Source organism: Streptomyces sp. HUAS MG91 (assembly GCF_040529335.1).
In the GTDB taxonomy this organism is placed as follows: Bacteria; Actinomycetota; Actinomycetes; order Streptomycetales; family Streptomycetaceae; genus Streptomyces; species Streptomyces tabacisoli.
Genome location: NZ_CP159534.1, coordinates 4,115,196 through 4,129,017 on the forward strand (window position 1 = coordinate 4,115,196; position 13,822 = coordinate 4,129,017).

The following is a 13,822-nucleotide window of genomic DNA, read 5'->3' on the forward strand; positions in this document are numbered from 1 at the left end:
GGGTCCATGTTCGTACGGCGTGGGGCGCGGCGACGCGCTGACCAGGACAACCACCGAGGAGGGGCAGTGCGCACAAGGGAATCCGCCATCTCGGAGGCCGATCTCACCCTGATCCACGCACTGCAGCTCGCCCCGCGCGCCACCTGGGCGCAACTGGCCGAGGTGCTCGGCCCCGCCGCCGACACCCTGGCCCGGCGCTGGGCCCGGCTCACCGAGCGCGGCCACGCCTGGTCGGGAGTGCTGCCGGGCGCGCTGACGGCGGGCAGCCCTGCGGTGACCAGCGCCTGGATCAGGATCGAGTGCGCGGCGGGCACCGTGCCGGCCACCGCGGCCGCCCTCACCACCGACCCCGGCACCCTGACCGTGCAGCACGTCACCGGCGTCGCCGACCTCGTCGCGTACGTCGCCGCACCCGACCCGGCCGCCCTCGACGCCTACGTCGTGAACCGGCTGCACCAGCTGCCCGGCGTCCGCGCCACCCGCACCCATGTCGTCACCGCCCTGTACATCCCGGCGACGCCCACCCGCCTGGACCAGCTCACGCCCCGGCAGGCACGCGCGGTGCGGGAGCTCGGCCCCCGCCCGGCCCGCACCGCGCGCGCCGCGCCCCTCACCACGCCCGACCCGGTCGACCAGCGCCTGCTGCTCGCGCTCGCCGAGGACGCCAGGACCGGCGTCGCCACCCTCGCCCAGCGGATCGGCGCCAGCGAATCGACCGCACGCCGCCGCCTCGCCCGGCTGACGGCCACCGACGGCGTGCTGTTCAGAACCGAGCCGGCCCCGCGCCACTCCGGCCGCCCCGTCTGGGCCCTGATCTGCGCCGACGTCCCCCCGGACCAGCTCGTCCCGGTGGCCGCGGCGGTGTCCAGGCTGCGCGGCACCCGCACCGTCACCGCCGTGACCGGACCGCACAACCTCTTCGTCTGCGCCTGGCTGAATCGCGTCGAGGAACTGCCCGGCTACACCGAGAAACTGGTGCGCGCCGGGACCGGACTGCGCATCGCCGACACCAAGGTCTCGCTGCGCGCGCACAAGCTGGGCGCCCATGTGATCGGCCCCGACGGCCGGCGCGAAGGCGTCGTCCCGCCCGACATCTGGGGCATCTCCTCGCGCGCCTGACGGCGTGTACACCCCGGCTCGCGGCGGCCGCGCTGCCACAGTGACCACGAATGACCCCCTATACCCCACTTCATCGGTGACCTACCGATCCGGGAGCTTTCGTGGCACACGTACACGCGATCCTCAACCAGAAGGGCGGCGTCGGAAAGTCCACGCTCGCCGTGAACCTCGCCGCCGTGACGGCCGACGTCCTCGGAGGCCCCCTCTCCGGCGGGGACGGCCAGCCGCCCGTCGTCGCCGTCTCCATCGACCCGCAGGGCTCCGCCGTGTGGTGGTCCGAGCGCGTCGGCGACGGCCTCCCCTTCGACTTCGTGCAGGCCCACGACGACCTCGCGGGCCTGGCCGCCCTGTCCCGCATCCCGTCCGCGCAGCACGTCTTCGTCGACACCCCGGGCTGGCTCGACCTCGCCGAGGGCGACGGCGCCGACCCGCTCGGCAAGGGCGCGGCCGCCGACGCGCTGCGCGCGGTGCTCTCCAACGCCACCGACGTCATCGTCCCCATCGAGCCCGAGCCGCTCGGCTTCCAGCCCACCCAGCGCACGGTCGAGAAGGTCGTGAAGCCGCGCGGGCTGCCGTTCCGCGTCGTCATCAACAACTGGGACCCGCGCGACGGCAAGGCCGACCTGGAGCAGACCCGCGCCTTCGTCGAGGGCCAGGGCTGGCCGCTCGCCCGCACCGTCGTCCGCCACTACAAGCTGCACACCCGGGCCAGCGCGGACGGCCTCGTCGTCACCCAGTACGGCGCCAACAAGGTCGCCCTCCAGGCCCGCGAGGACTTCTTCCGGCTCGCCCTGGAAGTGGGCCTCGCCGCCATCCCGAAGCCCGCCCGCAAGCCGCGCGCGAAGTCCCGTACGAAGAAGAAGGTGACCGCCTGATGGGCCGCAGGACCGATCTGTCCTCCCTGCTGGCGGCGGCCGCGGACGGCGAACCGGCCATGGCGACGGCGGTGCGCGGGCGCCCCGGCACCAAGCCGCTGACCGTCTCCGTGGGCGACCTCGCCGAGAACCCCGACAACCCGCGCCACGAGCTGCGCGACCTGGAAGGACTCGCCGAGACGGTCCGCGAGCGCGGGGTCCTCCAGGCCCTCGGCGTCGTCCCGGCCACCGTCTTCCTCGCCGCCCACCCGCACCACAAGGAGGCGGTCGGCTCCTCCCCGTACGTGGTCCTGCACGGCCACCGCAGGCTCGCCGCCGCCCGGCTGGCGGGCCTGGACGAGGTGCCCGTCCTGGTCCGCGACGACGCCACCCGCTCCGACGAGGACGCGCTCATCGAGAACGTCCAGCGCGACGACCTCACCGAGCTGGAGCAGGCCCAGGCGATCCAGGGCCTGATCACCGCGTACGGCTACTCCCAGCGGCAGGTCGCCGCCCGCATCGGCAAGACCCAGGGGTTCATCTCGCAGCGGCTGTCCCTGATGAAGCTGCGCGAGGACCTTCAGGAGGCCCTCGCCGACGGCCGGGTCTCCGTCGAGGACGCCCGGCGCATCGCCCGGCTCCCCCGCGACGAGCAGGAGCTGCCCGGACCGGTCACCGGGGCGACCGTCCCCGCGGCCCGCCAGGAGAAGCGCGAGCGCCGGAAGAACGATTACGGCGTAATCGAGCTCGACAGCCGCTCGACGCCCCAGGAGATCGCGGACGCCCTGCGCCGCCATCTCGCCCCGGCGGCGCTGGACCGCGTGGTGGAGCTGCTCGGCCGGTAGTCCCTTACCGTTGCCCCGTGCTCGAAGTGCCGTCCCCGTCCGCGACCCACGCGCCCCCGCCCGCCGAGGCCGTCGCCCCGCTGCTGCGCGGCCTCGACGTCCTGCGGCGCCTCACGGACGCGGACGGCACCCTCGCCCTCGCCGAGCTGGCCCGGGCCACCGGACTCGCCCGTTCCACGGTCGACCGGATCTGCGCCACCCTCGCCCACCTCGGCCACCTCCGCCTCGACGGGCGGGACGCCTCCCTCGCCCCGCCGCTCATGGCCGTCGCCAACGCCTGCCTGGACGCGCTGCGGGTGCCCGAGCTGCTCGGCCCGCTCGCCGACCGGCTCGCCGACGAGCTCGACGAGTCCGTCTCCCTCGCCGTGCCGGACGGCGACGAGATCCGCTTCGTCCACCAGGTGCTGCGCCGCCGCGCGCTGTCGATCAGTTTCCGGGTGGGCGATCCGCTGCCCGGGGAGGGCTCGGCGCCGGGGCTCGTCTTCCGGCGGGGCACCGGCCCCGCCGTGGACGACCAGCTCGTCGAACCCGGGCTGATCGCGGTGGCGATGCCGGTCCGGGGGGCCTCCGGGGAGGCCGTGTGCGCGGTGAGCGTGGTCAGCCACACCAGTCGGCACACGGCTGAGGGCCTGGCGGAGGCCGTGCGGGGGCCTCTGGCGTCCTGTGTACGGGCCATGGAGGACGTGCTCCGTGCCGATGCCGATGCCACGGGGCTCCGCCCCGGACCCCGCTCCGCAAACGCCGGAGGGGCTGACAGTGCCCCTGTGCGGGCCCTGGCTCGCGGGCTCTCCGTGCTCACCGTGTTCAGCGGCGGGCGCCCCGCGCTGACGCTCACCGAGATCGCCGAGGCCACCGGGCTCTCCCGAGCCACCGCCCGCCGCGCCCTCATCACGTACGAGCACCTGGGTTACGTGCGCCGGGACGGCCGCCTCCACCGGCTCACCCCGCGCGTGCTCGCCCTGGGCTGCGCTCCGCTGTCCCGGACGACGCTGCCGCAGATCGCCGGACCGCACCTCGCCGCGCTGTCGGAGACGCTCGGTGAGTCGGTGGGCCTCTCGGTGCCCGACGGGTCCGACGGGGAGTGGACGTGGTGCACCGCGCGGGTCGCGCCGCGCCGGGTGATGAGCGTCGACATCGCCGTCGGCACCCGCCTGCCGGCCGGGGCGACCGCCGCCGGTCAGGTGCTGGCCGGTGCCGGGGAAGCCGTCGCCGACGGGCCCGAGGACGGGCTGTGGTCGGTGGCCGTGCCGCTGCGCGGGCGCGACGGACGCGTCGTCTCCGCGCTCGACGTCACCGCCCACCGGGGCCGCGGCGAGCGCACCGCGTGGGCGGCGGCGCTGCGCGCGACGGCCGCCCGGATCGAGGCGGACCTGCGGGTCACCTCACGGTTCGTGGCCGTCCCGCTCCACTGAAACGGGTGAGACGCGGGTCTCAGGAGCGTACGGACCTTCGGCCCTACCCGCGCCGATTAAGTCCCCGGACTCTTTACACGTATGCCTTTCTCCGGCTCCAGCAGCTTCACCTCGCCCACCCGTGTGGCACGGACGACCGTGCGCCCCACGGCCCGCTGGCGTGCCGCGCTGCTGGTCTCGCTGGTGTCGGTCGTCAGCATCATCTCGCTGGGCCTGGCCACCCCGGCCGACTTCCGGACCCGGGCGCTGCTCGGTCTGGTACCGATCGCCGTGGCGGTCCTCACCTCGGTCATGACGACCGCCGTCGTCACCGGAGTGATGCTCGCCCTCTACATCGCGCTCCAGCTCATCGACCCCACCCCGTCCGGCGGCTGGGCCGTGGTCGGCCCGCTGCTCATCGGCACCGGCGGACTGCTCGGCGTGCTGATCGCCCGCCGCCGCGAGGAGCAGCAGGCCCGCATCCAGGCCGTCGTCGACATCGCCGAGGCGACCCAGCGGGCCGTGATGCGCGCCCTGCCCGACCACGTCGGCGATCTGCACATCGCCGACTTCTACCAGCCGGCCGCCCGCGCGGCCCGGGTCGGCGGCGACTGGTACGACTTCCAGCCCTCCCCGCACGGCGTGCGCGCGGTCCTCGGCGACGTCAGCGGCAAGGGACTTCCGGCGGTGTCCGCGTCGGCGTCGCTGCTCGGCGCGTTCCGCGAGGCCGGGTACCACGAGGCCGACGAGCGCGAGGTGGCCCGCCGCCTGGAGATCGCCATGCAGCGCTACAGCGCGTGGGCCCGCGTCATGGGCGAGGAGGAGCTGCCGGACGCGTTCTCCACGGCGCTGCTGTTGCACTTCCCGCCCGGCGTCGACGCCGTGGACATCGTGAACTTCGGCCACGAGCCGCCGCTGGTCGTCGGCGCGGACGGCCGCGTGCACACCCCGGACGTGCCGCCCGGCGTGCCGCTGGGCATGGGGGCGCTCGGCGCGGAGCTGCCCGAGCCGGTGCGGCTGCCGTTCCGGCCCGGCGACACGCTCGTGCTGTTCACCGACGGCGTCACCGAGTGCCGGGACGACGACGGCGTCTTCTACCCCGTACGGGAGCGGCTGCCCGGCCTCGTCGAGCGGCTGCCCGCGGACGCGCCGCCCGGCGAACTGCTGCGCCGGATCGCCCTGGACCTGCACGGGCACCGGCACGGGCCGCCCAGCGACGACACCGCCATCACCGTCATCCGGCGGACGGCGGGGCGCGTGGCGCCGTACGTGACGCCCTCGGACGCGGTGCTGTACGAGCCCGCCGACAGCGCGGCCCTGTATGCGGAGGACGCCGAGGAGTCTCAGTACGCGACCGACATGCGCGAGCGCGCGTGTCCGTCCCGCTCGACCTCGTCGACGAAGGCGATCGCGTAGTCCTCGGCGCTGATCCGGCTGTTGCCGTCGGCGTCCGCCATCAGCCGGTCGCCGCCGATCCGGAACTCGCCGGTGCGCTCCCCGGGGGCGATCTCCGCCGCCGGTGAGATGTACGTCCAGTCCAGGTCCTCGACCGTGCGCAGGAACGCCAGGACGTCGCGGTGGGCCAGCGCCTCGCCGATGAAGGCGTCCGGGAAGCCCGGCTGGTCGGCCAGGGCCTGGCCCGGGGCCACCTCCAGGCTGCCCGCGCCGCCGACCACGACGAGGCGTCCCACGCCCGCCCTGCGGGCCCCGGCGACCAGCGTCTCGTTGAGGTGGAGGAACGGCGCCCTCGGGTCGCTGCCGTCGCGCGGCGGCGCCACCGCGGAGGCCACCACGTCGTGCCCGGCCACCTCCTCCGCCACCCGCTCCAGGTCGGACAGGTCCGCCGCGGTCGCCGTCACGCCCGACACGGGGGAGGCACCGGAGCGGCTGACGGCCGTGACCCGGTGGCCGCGCTCCACGGCCTCGGCGGCGATGCGGCTGCCGACCATGCCGGTGGCTCCGAACAGCACGATGTTGAGGGACATGATCACAGCGAAGCACGACGCCTCGTGGTGCGCATGTTGCGGAACGTACGCCATCAGAGGTCAATGGAGAACGGGGGAACCCTCGCAGGAACGCGCGGACCTCCCCGGGCTCCCCGGGCATCCGCGGAAAGGAGCCCGTCATGGCTCAGCATGCGGCCCCGGCGCCCAGGCGCGCCGCTTCCGGCTTCTCCCTCAGCAGTTCGGCCGTGTGGGTCCCGGCGGTGGCCGGCATCCTCTACGGCTTCTGGGCGGCGAACATCGAACGCTTCGGGCGGGGCGTGACCGGCGGCAACGTCGCGCTCGGCTTCGTCACCGGCATCATCGTCGCCGCGCTCTGCTTCGGCATCCACCAGTGGTCCCGGCAGCAGGCCGGACGCCATCTCGGGCTGCGCGCGGTGACCTGGGGAGCCTTCGCGGGCATCGCCGTCGGCTTCCTGCGCTCCCTCGGCTCGGACCTGGTGCTCTGGCCGATCATCCTCGGCCTCATCGTCCTGGCGGCGACCAGCGCGATGGTCTACTACCGCTACTACACGGCGGCCGACCCGGTGTGACGCCGGGACGGCACGAGGGAGCGGGGAGGCCGTCCGGCCTCCCCGCTCCCTTCGTCGCGGCTGTGGTGCCTCCTAGTTGGTGACGCCGAACTCGACGCGGTAGTCCGAGCGGAAGTAGAAGGTGCTCGGGCTGTTGTCGTGCCGCTGCTGGTGCTCGGGCGGGCACGGCACCGAGGTTCCCGAGCAGTCCGGCGGGTTGGCGCTGATGGACACATAGGCGGCACTCGCCCAGCCGTGGGCTCCGGTGAACCAGTACCAGTCCGAGGTGCCGTGCACGGTCGAGCCGTGCGTCACGCACTCGATGCGGTCCTGGCTGCCCGGCGCCATCCGGTAGACGACGGACGCCGAAGTACTGGGCCCGGACCGGAGATTGAGGTCCGTGGACGAGGCCACCGTGCCCCAGACGACGTCTCCGCCACCGCTGTTCGCACTGGCGGGAGCCGCCGCCGACACGGCGAGCACGCCACCCGTGAGCAGGGCGGACGCGGCAAGGGCCATGGGCGTACGACGCATGATCGGCCTCCAAGCTCCCCCATCCAGGAAACACCCGTTCGGCCCAACGGACCACCGGAGCGGCCCCGGTCCGCTCGCGCCCCGCCGGAGCGGGCCCTTGCCTGGAACGGTGACCCGAACCCTCCTGTCTCCCGTGCTGCTCGTCCTCGCCTGCCTGCTCGTGCCCCTGGGCACCCTGTCGACCTGGGCGAAGTACGAGATCGGGGACAGCGACCGTTATGTGTCGGCGATGGCGCCGCTCGCCACCCAGCCGGACGTGCGGAACGCCGTCGCGGACGCGGTCACCGACGGGGTCATGAAGAACCTCGACGTGGGCCCGCTCCAGTCCACCGTCGAGAAGTATCTGCACGACGCCGTCGTCTCGTTCACCGGCACCGCCGCCTTCCAGAAGGCGTGGAACACCGCCAACCGGGCCGCCCACGACGCCGTGCAGCAGGCCATCGACGACGACAGCTCGGGCCCCGTCACCCTCGACCTCGCCCCGGTCACCGAGCAGGTAAAGCAGCAACTCCAGGACGAGAACGTGCCGTTCGCGACCCAGCTGCCCGTCCCCCACACCGAGATCACCCTGCTGCCCGCCGACGACCTCGACTCACTGCGCAAGGGGCTCCACATGCTGCAAGTGGCCGGTCTGTGGCTGCCGTTGGCGGCCGTCGTGTTCGCGGTCGCGGGCCTGGCCCTCGCCGTACGCCGCCGGCGCGCGGTCACCGCCACCGGGATCGGCGTGGCGCTCGGCGCGGGCGCCCTGCTGCTCGCCCTCGCCATCGCCCGCTCGCTCACCCTCGGCGACCTCGCCGACGGCTCCGACGAGGCGGCGGCCGGCGCGGTGTACGACGCGCTCACCGCGACCCTGCGCACCGCGTCCTGGGTGCTCGTCGGCGTGGGGCTCGCCGTGGCGCTGGTGGCCTGGTTCACGGGGCGGTCCGGATTCGGCCGGCGGCGCGGGGTCACCCGTTCGGCGGCGTCCGGCATGCCGCCGGGCCGTCCCGGAGGGAGCCTTCCGATGACGCAGAAGGAGGGTGCCCCATGAGCCAGACCACCCCCGGGCAGGAGCCCGGACCCGCATGGTCGGCGGACCACCGCACGCCGCCCCGCCCCGAACCGGCCCAGGCGTCCGGCGGCGGCTGGGCGACCGGCGGCATGATGTTCGCCGGCGTCCTGATGCTCGTCAGCGGCGTGCTCGGGATCCTCAACGGCATCGCGGGCATCGCCAAGGACGACGTCTACGGCCGGATCGGCGACTACACGTACTCCTTCAACCTCACCGCGTGGGGCTGGATCCACCTGGTCATCGGCGTTCTCGTGGCGCTCGTCGGCTGGGGCCTGCTCAAGGGTGCCGACTGGGCCCGGGGCGCGGGCATCGGACTCGCCGCGCTGTACATCGTCGAGTACTTCATGTTCCTGCCGTACGCCCCGGTCTGGTCGGTGATCTCGATCGGCATCGGCGTCTTCGTCATCTGGTCCCTGACCACGGCCCCGCTCCGCTCGGGGACCCGGTGACGTCCTGAGGCCCGACGGGGGGTGGTCGCGCAGTTCCCCGCGCAGCCTCCCCTGAAGGCCGCAGGCCTTTCAGGGGCGCGGGGAACTGCGCGAGAAGAGGCCACCGGGCCGCAGCCGAACGACAACCCGATCAGAGCGCCGGGCCACCCGCACATAATGAAGCCCATGCCACCCCGCATCACCCCGCCCGACTGGCTGGTCAGAACGCTGCGACCCCAGCGGGCCCCCACCCCCTGGCCCGCCGTGGCACGAGCCTCCGTGGCACTGGCCCTGCCCCTCGCGGCGGGCCTCGCCACGAACCACGTCACCTACGGCGCCCTCGCCGCGATGGGCGGCCTCTCCGGAGTCATCGGAGACACCGCGGACGCCTACCGCATGCGGATCCTCAACATCGCCGTCCCCCAACTGTTCGGCGCCGTGGGCATCACGCTCGGCTCGGCCGTGTTCGGCCAGGGCTGGCCGGCGGTGGCCGTCGTCACCGCCGTCGCGCTGATCTCCGGCATGATCTCCACGATCGGCGCCGTCGCCTCGGTCTCCGGCCTGCTCCTGCTCCTGAACTGCGTGGTCGGCGCCGGCCTCCCGATGCCCGGCGCCTGGTGGCTGGCGCCGCTGCTGATGACCGGCGGCGGCCTGCTGGTCCTGCTGCTCGCCCTGCTGGCCTGGCCCCTGCGGGCAGGCGCCCCGGAGAGAGCCGCCGTCGCGGCGACGTACCGCAGCGTCGCCAATCTCCTGGAGGCCGCCGCCACCGACGACCTCGCCTACGCCGAGACCCGCATCGCCGTCACCCAGTCCCTGAACCAGTCCTACGACCTGATCCTCGCCCGCCGCGCCCTCGCCCACGGCCGCAACCCCGAACTCGTACGCCTGATGAGCGAGTTGAACGCGGTCACGCCGATCGTCGAGGCCGCGCCCGCCGCCCACCAGTGCGGCATCCCGCTGCCGCCGTCCGTACCCGCCGCCGTACGGCACCTCGCCGACACCATCGCCGCGGCCCGCCCGGACGACGTCGGCACCCTCGGCCTGCCCGAGCCGGACGGCCCGGCCTCGCGCGCCGTCGACCACGCGCTGCGGCACGCCGCCGAGGTCGCCTCCCGGCGCGGCGACCCCGACTTCACGTACGTCACCGACGCCGACAGCGACGACCGCCTCGGCCGCCCGGCCGCGCTCCGGGTCCGGGCCCGCCGCGCGGCCCGCAACGTCCTGCTCTCCGCGACCTCCTGGCGCTACGGGCTGCGCCTCGCGCTCTGCATCGGCCTCGCGCAGGCGCTGGTGTCGATCGTGCCGGTGCCGCGTTCGTACTGGGTGGCGCTGACCATCACGTTCGTCATGAAGCCGGACTTCGGGTCGGTGTTCTCGCGGGCCGTGCTGCGCGCCCTCGGCACCGCGGCGGGCCTGGTCCTCGCCGCCGCCGTGCTCTCCCAGGTGCCGATCGGCTGGTGGGACGTGCCGGTGATGATGCTGCTCGCCCCGCTGATCCCCGCGCTCACCCCGCGCGGTTACGGCTTCCAGACCGCCGCCATCACCCCGGTGATCCTGCTGCTGTCCGACATCCTCAACCACCAGGGCACGGCGCTGCTCTGGCCCCGGCTGCTCGACAGCCTGATGGGCTGCGCCATCGCGCTCGTCGCGGGCTATCTGCTGTGGCCGGAGAGCTGGCACACCCGGATCGGCGACCGGCTCGCCGACGCCGTCGCGGACGCGGCCGACTATGTGGAGTGCGCGTTCGGTCCGGCGGGCGCCGCCGATCCGGCCGTACGGGCGCGGATGCGGCGCCGCCTCTACCGGGACCTGTCCGTCGTCCGCGCCGAGTTCCAGCGGGCGCTGACCGAGCCGCCGCCGACGGGGAAGCGGGCGGCGGCGTGGTGGCCGCTGGTCGTCGCGGTGGAGCGGATCGTGGACGCGACGACCGCGGCGCGGGTCCGGGTCCGGCACGGCTTCCCGCCGCCGTCCCCGACCGAGGTGACCCATGTGGTCGGCCAGTTGCGGGAGTTGGCGGACGGGCTGCGCAGTTCGGTGGTGCTGTGGGAGGTGCGGGCCGACTTCGGCGCGGCCGGAGCGCAGGACGGCGTCCTGGAACACGTACGGCAGGAGGTGGCGGCCGCGCGGGCGATCGGCGTCGCCGAAGGGCCCTGACAGGGGTCAGCGCTCGGCCGCACTGCGCAGCACGCAGAACTCGTTGCCCTCGGGATCGGCGAGCACGACCCAGCCCGAGCCGTCCGGCTGCCGGTGGTCGGCGCGGAGGACCGCCCCGAGCCCGGTCAGCCGCGCCACCTCCTGGTCCCGCGAGGTCTCGGGGCGCAGGCACAGGTGGATCCGGTTCTTGCCCGCCTTCTTCTCGGGCACCTGGTTGAAATAGAGCGCCGGGCCGTCGGGCATGAGCACCTGCGTCTCGTGGGCGCCCGGCCCGTCCTCCGGATCCACCGGGTTGCCGGTCACGGCGCTCCAGAACCGGGCCAGTTCATAGGCGTCCGCACAGTCGATCGCGACGTTCTGCACCACTGAGACCATGTGCGCGAGCTTCCCCGATCACGGCACCGGGCGCCACCGGCGCGGGGGACCGGGACCTAGGTCCCGGCAGGCCCGTGACCATGGGCCGGGACCACCGGCCTGGTCTTTCGTACGGTTCGGGGGCGCCGGGCGCCGCTGTTACACAACGTACGGGTGACGCACACAAGGCCGCGTGCCCCGCGCCCTACGTTCGAGAACGCACCCCGCACACCGCCCGAACACCGCCCGACCGACGGAGACCGATCTCCATGCGCGCCACCCCCCACACCCGCCGCGTCCTTCGCACCGCGACCATCGCCGCCGGCGCCCTCGCCGCCCTGACCCTCGCCGCCACGACGGCCTCCGCGGACACCGGCCCGGCGGGATCGCGCGAGTTGGCGGCGCAGGAGGGCAACGCCCCCTCCCACGCGCACGGTTACGTCGTCGCGCCCGGCGCCGACGGCACGGTCACCGCGCGGCCGTCGGCGGCCCCGGCCGACACCAGCGGGTCGGCGCTGATCGCCGCGGGCGCCGGGATCGCCGCGACCGGGGCGGCGAGTCTGGGCTTCGCGCTGTACCGCCGCGACAGCGAGCGCTGACTCCAACCGGGCCTCCCCGGAATCGAGTTCCGCAGATCGCCGGTGATCCGGCGAGGTCGATCGGCTCGCCCCTGCCCAAGATCCCCGTCGGCGGCGGCTAACCTTACGTGTCCGCCCTGGCCAGGGGTTCCAGGGGCACCGGGACCAACTCGACCAATTCATGCGGAAGGTTGCGCACATGGGCATTCTGGATCTGCTGCGGAACGCGTTCGGGCGGTCCCGCAAGAAGGACGAGGCCGCGGCAGCGCCGGAACCGGAGGCCACACCGGCCCCCGCCGCCGACGCCCCCACATCGACCGAGGAAGCACCGGCCAGGGTCCCCGCCCCGAAGAAGGCCGGCGCGGCCGACGACCTCGTCGCCGCCGCGTTCGACAACGTAACCGTGCCGAAGCCGGCGAGCCCGGTCGGCGACGAACACATCACCTCCGCCCCGCCCCGGCCGACGACCACCAAGCCGGAGCCCGAGGCGGAGACCCCGGCAGAGGCCAAGCCGGAGCCCGTCGCCGAGGCCGCGGCCGAGCCCGCCGCCGAGGCCCCGGTCGAGGAAGAGGCCCAGGCCGAGCCCGCTGCCGAGGCCCCGGCCGAGACGGACACCAAGGCCGAGGCCGAACCGGAGCCCGCTGCCGAGGCTCCGGTCGAGGCAGAGGCCAAGGCTGAGCCGGAGGCCCCCGCCGAGACGCCGGTCGAGCTGGACACCAAGGCCGAGACCGAGCCGGAGCCCGTTGCCGAGGCCTCGGTCGAGGAAGAGCCCAAGGCCGAGCCCGCCGTCGAGGCCCCGGCCGCGGAAAAGGCCAAGGCCGAGCCCCCCGCCGAAGCCCCGGCCGAGACGGACACCAAGGCCAAGGCCGAGCCGGAGGCCCCCGTCGAGACGCCGGTCGAGGCGGAGACCGAGCCCGAGCCCGTCGCCGTAACTCCGGCCGCCCCGGAAACCGAGGCGAAGCCCGAGCCCGAGCCGGCCGCCGAGGTCGAGGTCGAGCCGAAGGCGGCCCCCGAGGCCCCCGTCGAGGCTGAGCCCAAGGCCGAGCCCAAGCCGGAAGCCGCGGTCGAGCCCGCCGCCGAAACCCCGGCCGCCAAGCCCGCTGCCAAGACGAAGGCCACCACCAAGGCCACCACCAAGACCACGAAGACCACCAGGCCCAAGGCCAAGCCCGCCACCGACGCGAAGCCCGAGCCCGAGCCGGCCGCGAAGGCCACCGCCACCGAGGCCCGGCCCACCCCGGCAGCCGCCCCCGCCACGGCCGACGACACCGAGGCCGGCGGCACCACGGCCGCCCCGGCCCACCCGGCCACCCGCGTCAAGACCCGCGCTCCGGGCCTCGCCGCCGCCTACAAGGCCGCCGGAGCCGCCCTGAAGAAGAACGGGCTGACCGGGGCCCGGGCCACGGTCTACCTGGTGCTCGACCGGTCCGGGTCCATGCGCCCGTACTACAAGGACGGATCGGCGGCGGCGCTCGCCGAGCAGACCCTCGCCCTCGCCGCCCACCTGGACGAGCGGGAGACCCCGACCGTGCACACGGTGTTCTTCTCCACGGACATCGACGCCACGGGCGACCTCACGCTGGACACGGACGGCCACACCGGCAAGATCGACGAGTGGCACGCGGCGGCCGGCCGCCTGGGCCGCACCAGCTACCACCGCGCGATCGAGGAGATCGTCGCCCACCACGAGAAGAGCGCGGACCCGACCACGCCCGCCCTGGTGGTCTTCCAGACGGACGGCCCGCCGGACGTGCAGCGCCCGGCGAACGAGGCCCTGGCGAAGGCGGCGAGCCACCCGATCCACTTCCAGTTCGTGGCGTTCGGCGACCCGGAGTCCAAGGGCTTCGACTACCTGCGCAAGCTGAAGGCCGACAACGCCGGATACTTCCACGCGGGCCAGTCCCCGCTGGAGCTGACCGACGCCGAGCTGTACGCGGGCCTGCTGGCCACCTGGCGCCCGTAAGCGCCGCGCGCCACCGCCCGGGCCGTCCGCGCAGTA

General features: G+C 74.4%; 14 protein-coding genes. 11 read left to right on the top strand and 3 right to left on the bottom strand.

The annotated features are described in order from the left end of the window. The first annotated feature begins 66 nt into the window (after nucleotides 1–66). The 5 genes from ABII15_RS18650 to ABII15_RS18670 all read left to right on the top strand — a co-directional run bounded on the left by ABII15_RS18650 (nucleotide 67) and on the right by ABII15_RS18670 (nucleotide 5,625). A complete protein-coding gene (locus ABII15_RS18650) occupies nucleotides 67–1,119 on the top strand; it encodes an Lrp/AsnC family transcriptional regulator (RefSeq protein WP_353943466.1) in 1,053 nt (350 codons plus the stop codon). A gap of 101 nt (nucleotides 1,120–1,220) precedes the next feature. Next, nucleotides 1,221–1,994, top strand: coding sequence for a ParA family protein (locus ABII15_RS18655; protein ID WP_353943467.1), 774 nt, complete (start codon nucleotides 1,221–1,223; stop codon nucleotides 1,992–1,994). Further along, nucleotides 1,994–2,818: a ParB/RepB/Spo0J family partition protein gene (locus ABII15_RS18660; RefSeq protein WP_353943468.1), complete on the top strand. Its 825-nt coding sequence runs from the start codon at nucleotides 1,994–1,996 to the stop codon at nucleotides 2,816–2,818. Before ABII15_RS18655 ends, ABII15_RS18660 begins: the two co-directional genes overlap by 1 nt. Before the next feature lie 17 nt (nucleotides 2,819–2,835). Then, nucleotides 2,836–4,230 (top strand): helix-turn-helix domain-containing protein, encoded by a 1,395-nt coding sequence (locus ABII15_RS18665; protein ID WP_353943469.1) that lies wholly within the window; start codon nucleotides 2,836–2,838, stop codon nucleotides 4,228–4,230. 81 nt (nucleotides 4,231–4,311) lie between these two features. Then, complete coding sequence (locus ABII15_RS18670; RefSeq protein ID WP_353943470.1) at nucleotides 4,312–5,625, top strand: PP2C family protein-serine/threonine phosphatase; 1,314 nt, start codon at nucleotides 4,312–4,314, stop codon at nucleotides 5,623–5,625. Here the strand turns inward: ABII15_RS18670 and ABII15_RS18675 are convergent. Next, on the bottom strand, nucleotides 5,553–6,194 hold the full coding sequence (locus ABII15_RS18675) for an NAD(P)H-binding protein (protein WP_353943471.1): 642 nt from the start codon (nucleotides 6,192–6,194) through the stop codon (nucleotides 5,553–5,555). The two genes, ABII15_RS18670 and ABII15_RS18675, sit on opposite strands and share 73 nt — an antisense overlap. Nucleotides 6,195–6,334: 140 nt before the next feature. Between ABII15_RS18675 and ABII15_RS18680 the strand changes: the two genes are divergently transcribed. Then, nucleotides 6,335–6,745 carry a hypothetical protein gene (locus ABII15_RS18680; RefSeq protein ID WP_353943472.1) on the top strand — a complete coding sequence of 137 codons (411 nt, stop codon included), beginning with the start codon at nucleotides 6,335–6,337 and terminating at the stop codon, nucleotides 6,743–6,745. 72 nt (nucleotides 6,746–6,817) lie between these two features. Here the strand turns inward: ABII15_RS18680 and ABII15_RS18685 are convergent, their stop codons facing one another. Beyond that, on the bottom strand, nucleotides 6,818–7,258 hold the full coding sequence (locus tag ABII15_RS18685) for an SH3 domain-containing protein (protein WP_353943473.1): 441 nt from the start codon (nucleotides 7,256–7,258) through the stop codon (nucleotides 6,818–6,820). A 109-nt stretch (nucleotides 7,259–7,367) separates the two neighbouring features. Here ABII15_RS18685 and ABII15_RS18690 point away from each other — a divergent pair, with 109 nt between their 5' ends. The 3 genes from ABII15_RS18690 to ABII15_RS18700 all read left to right on the top strand — a co-directional run bounded on the left by ABII15_RS18690 (nucleotide 7,368) and on the right by ABII15_RS18700 (nucleotide 10,891). Beyond that, nucleotides 7,368–8,288, top strand: coding sequence for a hypothetical protein (locus ABII15_RS18690; protein WP_353943474.1), 921 nt, complete (start codon nucleotides 7,368–7,370; stop codon nucleotides 8,286–8,288). A 110-nt stretch (nucleotides 8,289–8,398) separates the two neighbouring features. Next, on the top strand, nucleotides 8,399–8,758 hold the full coding sequence (locus ABII15_RS18695; RefSeq protein WP_353947109.1) for a hypothetical protein: 360 nt from the start codon (nucleotides 8,399–8,401) through the stop codon (nucleotides 8,756–8,758). Between the two features lie 165 nt (nucleotides 8,759–8,923). After that, nucleotides 8,924–10,891: an FUSC family protein gene (locus tag ABII15_RS18700; RefSeq protein ID WP_353943475.1), complete on the top strand. Its 1,968-nt coding sequence runs from the start codon at nucleotides 8,924–8,926 to the stop codon at nucleotides 10,889–10,891. Between the two features lie 6 nt (nucleotides 10,892–10,897). On the opposite strand, the gene ABII15_RS18705 is transcribed toward ABII15_RS18700, so the two are convergent. Then, nucleotides 10,898–11,266 (bottom strand): VOC family protein, encoded by a 369-nt coding sequence (locus ABII15_RS18705; protein WP_353943476.1) that lies wholly within the window; start codon nucleotides 11,264–11,266, stop codon nucleotides 10,898–10,900. 248 nt (nucleotides 11,267–11,514) lie between these two features. On the opposite strand from ABII15_RS18705, the gene ABII15_RS18710 reads away from it, so the two are divergent. Both ABII15_RS18710 and ABII15_RS18715 read left to right on the top strand, forming a co-directional pair. Next, nucleotides 11,515–11,844 (top strand): hypothetical protein, encoded by a 330-nt coding sequence (locus tag ABII15_RS18710; protein ID WP_353943477.1) that lies wholly within the window; start codon nucleotides 11,515–11,517, stop codon nucleotides 11,842–11,844. Nucleotides 11,845–12,022: 178 nt separating this feature from the next. Then, entirely contained in the window at nucleotides 12,023–13,786 is a 1,764-nt protein-coding gene (locus ABII15_RS18715; protein ID WP_353943478.1) for a VWA domain-containing protein, read from the top strand. Nucleotides 13,787–13,822 lie beyond the last annotated feature (36 nt).

Coding starts and splice junctions, on each gene's coding strand:
- ABII15_RS18705 (WP_353943476.1), bottom strand. CDS start 11,266: ATGGTCTCAGTGGTGCAGAACGTCGCGATCGACTGTGCGGACGCCTAT.
- ABII15_RS18675 (WP_353943471.1), bottom strand. CDS start 6,194: ATGTCCCTCAACATCGTGCTGTTCGGAGCCACCGGCATGGTCGGCAGC.
- ABII15_RS18695 (WP_353947109.1), top strand. CDS start 8,399: ATGATGTTCGCCGGCGTCCTGATGCTCGTCAGCGGCGTGCTCGGGATC.
- ABII15_RS18670 (WP_353943470.1), top strand. CDS start 4,312: ATGCCTTTCTCCGGCTCCAGCAGCTTCACCTCGCCCACCCGTGTGGCA.
- ABII15_RS18660 (WP_353943468.1), top strand. CDS start 1,994: ATGGGCCGCAGGACCGATCTGTCCTCCCTGCTGGCGGCGGCCGCGGAC.
- ABII15_RS18710 (WP_353943477.1), top strand. CDS start 11,515: ATGCGCGCCACCCCCCACACCCGCCGCGTCCTTCGCACCGCGACCATC.
- ABII15_RS18715 (WP_353943478.1), top strand. CDS start 12,023: ATGGGCATTCTGGATCTGCTGCGGAACGCGTTCGGGCGGTCCCGCAAG.
- ABII15_RS18700 (WP_353943475.1), top strand. CDS start 8,924: ATGCCACCCCGCATCACCCCGCCCGACTGGCTGGTCAGAACGCTGCGA.
- ABII15_RS18680 (WP_353943472.1), top strand. CDS start 6,335: ATGGCTCAGCATGCGGCCCCGGCGCCCAGGCGCGCCGCTTCCGGCTTC.
- ABII15_RS18685 (WP_353943473.1), bottom strand. CDS start 7,258: ATGCGTCGTACGCCCATGGCCCTTGCCGCGTCCGCCCTGCTCACGGGT.